The organism is Streptococcus sp. GMD4S (assembly GCF_000296955.1).
This window is the reverse complement of the sequence record NZ_AJRE01000103.1, coordinates 1-4393: the sequence shown is the minus strand read 5'-3', so window position 1 is coordinate 4393 and position 4393 is coordinate 1. Positions and strand designations below refer to the sequence as shown.

At 46.2% G+C, this 4393-nt stretch carries 2 protein-coding genes and 1 pseudogene; 1 reads left to right on the top strand and 2 read right to left on the bottom strand.

Annotated elements, in window-relative coordinates:
* Together GMD4S_RS07170 and GMD4S_RS07160 are read right to left on the bottom strand one after the other, a co-directional pair.
* Positions 1 to 621, bottom strand: a pseudogene (locus GMD4S_RS07170) (alpha-mannosidase); the annotation flags it as partial.
* Between the two features lie 232 nt (positions 622 to 853).
* Positions 854 to 2134 carry a glycoside hydrolase family 125 protein gene (locus GMD4S_RS07160; RefSeq protein ID WP_000640538.1) on the bottom strand — a complete coding sequence of 427 codons (1281 nt, stop codon included), beginning with the start codon at positions 2132 to 2134 and terminating at the stop codon, positions 854 to 856.
* A 170-nt stretch (positions 2135 to 2304) separates the two neighbouring features.
* On the opposite strand from GMD4S_RS07160, the gene GMD4S_RS07155 reads away from it, so the two are divergent.
* Positions 2305 to 4392, top strand: coding sequence for a GH92 family glycosyl hydrolase (locus tag GMD4S_RS07155; protein WP_000803421.1), 2088 nt, complete (start codon positions 2305 to 2307; stop codon positions 4390 to 4392).
* Position 4393 lies beyond the last annotated feature (1 nt).

Here is a 4393-nt window from a genome sequence, read left to right as displayed (position 1 = left end):
AGCCAAAGCCTCGTCTTTATCCACTGGAATTTCATTCCCGTTACTGTACCAATTAGCAAAAAGAATACCGAGTACACGGCTACCATCAGCACCCTGCCAGTACATCTCAGAGAATTGAGACGTAAATTGCTCATCTTCAAGGACTTGGTTGTCAAAACCGATCGGTTTGACACCACGACCAAAGGCTGCTACGTGAATGCCTGATTTTTGAAGGATTTGAGGTGCTTGCCCCATATTCCCAAAGGTATCTGGGAAGTAACCAATCTGAGTAGATTTGCCCCATTTAGCGCATTCAGCCTGACCAATCAAGGTATTACGGACATTGGCTTCACTGGAGATCAAGTAATCATCCTGCAAGATGTAAAAAGGACCAATCTTGAGCTTGCCTTCGTCAATATAACGCTGCACCTTGTCACGGTTTTCAGGACGAATTTCTAAATAGTCATCGAGGACAATGGTTTGTCCATCCAAGTGGAAGCTCTTGAATTCAGGGTCATTTTCAAAAAGATCAAACAGATTGTCAAAAAGTTCCACCAACTGCATCCGGTGACTTTCAAAAGGTAGATACCACTCACGATCCCAGTGACTGTGAGAGATGATATGTACAACAACATTTTCCATGAGTAAAACCTCATTCTAACTTAAATTTAAAAATATATTTGTGATTCTTTCCTAGAATCAGTTGAGCGAAAACGTGCTCCTTATACTCAATGAAAATCAAAGAGCAAACTAGGAAGCTAGCTGCAGGTTGCTCAAAGCACTGCTTTGAGGTTGTAGATAGAACTGACGAAGTCAGTAACATATATACGGCAAGGTGAAGCTGACGTGGTTTGAATTTGATTTTCGAAGAGTATTAGCGAATATCTAGGTAATCCAAGACCAATTCGCAGAACATCATGTTGGCCCATGAGAACCATTCACGAGAGTAGAGAGTCGGATCGTCTACGTGGAAGCTTTCGTGCATGACACCTGTTCCACCATCGCAGGCAACGAGTTGATCTAGCAAATGTTTTTTCTCCGCCTTATCCGTCGTTGTCAATCCTTGGATAGATAGGGCAATCGGCCAGATATAACGATAGAAGGTATGAGAGCTTCCGAGACCGCTAGCGTATTCTCCTTGGTAGAAGTATGGATTTTCAGGGCTGAGAATGGTGCGACGAGTTGCTTGATACACTTCATCATCCACATCACAGTAACCAAGATATGGAGCAGCCAGTAGACTTGGGACGTTTGGATCATCCATGATGCTGGCATTTCCTAGACCATCCACTTCAAAGGCGTAAATCTTTTCGCCCTTGCTGTTGGTGGTGTAGGCATAGTTTTCGATCCCTTCTTGGATCTCTGCTTGCAGACGTTTAGCGTCTGCGATGACACTCTCGCTATCAGCTAGATTCAATTCTGCAAAGATTTCTTGGACATAACCCAAGACAACGACTGCAAACATATTGGATGGAATCAAGTAGCTATACTGACAACAATCATCACTTGGTCGGAAGGCTGACCAGGTCATTCCTGTCACGGCAAAGTCAGGTCCAAAGCCATCATTTACCAAAGTGTCTTCCTTACGGTCTGTATCACGAACAAAACGATAGGCAGAGTTGTTGTGATCTTGCTCTACCGTCCAGAGATGAAGGATTTCCTTAGTTGCTGTGACAAAAGTTTCATCAAACTGGCTGGTTTCGCCAGTCTCTTTCCATAGGAGATAAGCCAGCTGCAAAGGATAGCAAAGCGAGTCCACCTCATACTTGCGCTCCCAAATCCAACCATTAAGGTCTGTATGGTCGGTCTCGTGGTGGCCCTTCCAGTTTTCCTCAATGTTAAAGGAGTTGGCATACGGATCTTTGAGTACTAGGGTCATTTGACGCTTGACCAAACCTGCAATGGTCTGACGTAAGAGAGGATCTCTTTTAGCCACATGAAGGTAGGGTCTGAGTTGGGCAGTCGAATCCCGAAGCCACATGGCAGGAATATCTCCTGTGAGTACAAAGGTTGAACCATCTTCTAGGATCTCAACCGTATTGTCCAAGGTGTCTGTATAGCAACGCTCAAAGACATCCACCCACTCCGGATGGTCCTTAGCCCGCTCTGCTACTTCATCCAGCCATTCTCTAACAATTTCTTTCGAATAAATCATCGTGCAGTTTCCTCTTTCAAACAAGTTTCATGTTCAGTATATAGTTTTTGAGACAGAAAATACATACACAAATGATAGTCATTTTTCTACAAAATAGTTATCTTTGAAACTCCTTTTCTAAAGACCTCATTTTTCTGATATAATGTAGAAAAACAGCTAAAGGAAATACTATGAAACCACTACTTGAAACCATCGATACCCGCTTTGGGACTGCTAGCAAGCATGCCTTTTCTCGAGGAAATACCCTGCCCTACACAGGCGTTCCTTTTGGGATGAATTATTTTGTGCCTCAGACCAGCGACCAGGAGGGAGCTTGGTTCTTCGATCCGCATCTGCCCATCTTTCAGGGGATTCGATTGACCCACCAGCCCAGCCCTTGGATTGGCGACTACTCTTGGCTCCTTCTGACACCTGTCACCGGCCAGCTTGGGGGAGATAACCTCTTTCACCGTCAATCCTCCTATGATAGGGATAAAGCTTCCTTCCAACCTCATTATCTGAAGATTTTCTCCCTGCGCTATCAGATTGAAACCCAGCTTACACCGACTTGCTATGGCGCTTCTATTCGTTTGGAGCAAAAGCAAGGCAAATCCCTCTCCCTCTACCTTCACGCTGCAGATGATTTAACAATTGAGCAGGTAGATAAGCAGACTCTAGCCCTGAGACAAGAAGGCAAAACAGAGACCAATAAAAATCCACTGATACTCTTCACCGCCCTACAAATAAATACGGATATTCTTGCTGTCAACCAAGAAAGCGGAGACTGGCGAATTGACTTAGCAAGCAGTCATGCTGACATCCAGCTAGCAACTTCTTTCATCTCGCCTTCTCAAGCTCTGCTTAATCTACCTCAAAAGGACTTTGATAGCTGTAAAGCAAGTGCCCAAGCAGACTGGGAAAATCTCCTCCATCGTTTTGACATACTAGAGACAGGAGAGGCTGACCGGACCTTCTTTGATCACTGCCTCTACAGACTCTTCCTCTTCCCACAGACTTTTTATGAAGTGAACGAGTCAGGGCAAACCATCCATATGGACCTGACTACTGGTACTGTCAAGCCCGGTATCCTCTTTAGCAATAATGGCTTCTGGGATACCTTCCGCACCACCTTCCCCCTCTTTGCCCTTGTCATACCGGAACACTATCACCTCTTTTTAGAAGGTTTCCTCAATAGCTACCGCGATACTGGGTTCCTTCCAAAATGGTTGGCTCCAGATGAACGTGGCATGATGCCTGGTACCCTGCTAGATGGCATTATCGCAGACAGCGCCTGCAAGGACATGGCCCCCGACCTAGAAAAAGAACTCCTTCAAGCCATGCTTGAAACAGCCACTAAGTCCGACCCTCTCGGCATCAATGGCCGCCACGGACTAGCCCAATACCAAGAACTGGGCTACCTCTCTACCGACCACCACGAAAGTGTCAGTCACACCCTTGACTACGCCTATAGCGATTTTTGTATCGCCAGCTGTGCCGAAAAGCTTGGTCAGAATGACATCGCGGAAACATATAGAACTGCGTCTCAAAATTACCGTCATCTATTTGATGCTGAAACAGGTTACATGCGAGCGCGAGATAGTCAAGGAAACTTCCGCCCTGACTTCTCTCCCTATAGTTGGGGACGCGACTACGCCGAATGCTCTGCCATTCAAGCGACTTTAGGCGTTCTCCACGACATCCCAGGTTTGCGTCAACTCATGGGTGGAAAAGAAGCCTTCAGCCACTATCTTTTGAAAGCCTGTCAGGACGCTCCTCTCTTTGAAACCACCGGCTATGGTTACGAGATTCACGAGATGAGCGAGATGGCTACCGCTCCTTTTGGGCAAATCGCCATTTCCAACCAACCGAGCTTCCACATCCCTTATCTCTTCCGCTACAGCGACTACCCTGACTACACTGCTCTACTCATCAAAACCTTGCGTCAGAAAGCCTTTCACCCCAGCTGGGAAGCCTATCCTGGCGATGAGGACAATGGCAGTCTCTCTGCTTGGTACATCTGGTCAGCTCTTGGATTCTACCCGATCTGTCCGGGCAAGCCAAGTTACGATCTCGGAATTCCTCTCTTTGACCACCTCCGTATCTACCTAGCCAAGGAAAATAAATGGCTGGATATCCATGCCGAGCAAAACCACAGCCATTTCAACTTTGTCAAAGAATGCCGATTGGACAAGGCTCCTGTATCTAGCATTCAACACCAAGACCTCTTGAAAGCTGAGCAACTGACCTTCACCCTCAGCTGGCTACCAAATCACTCCTAAC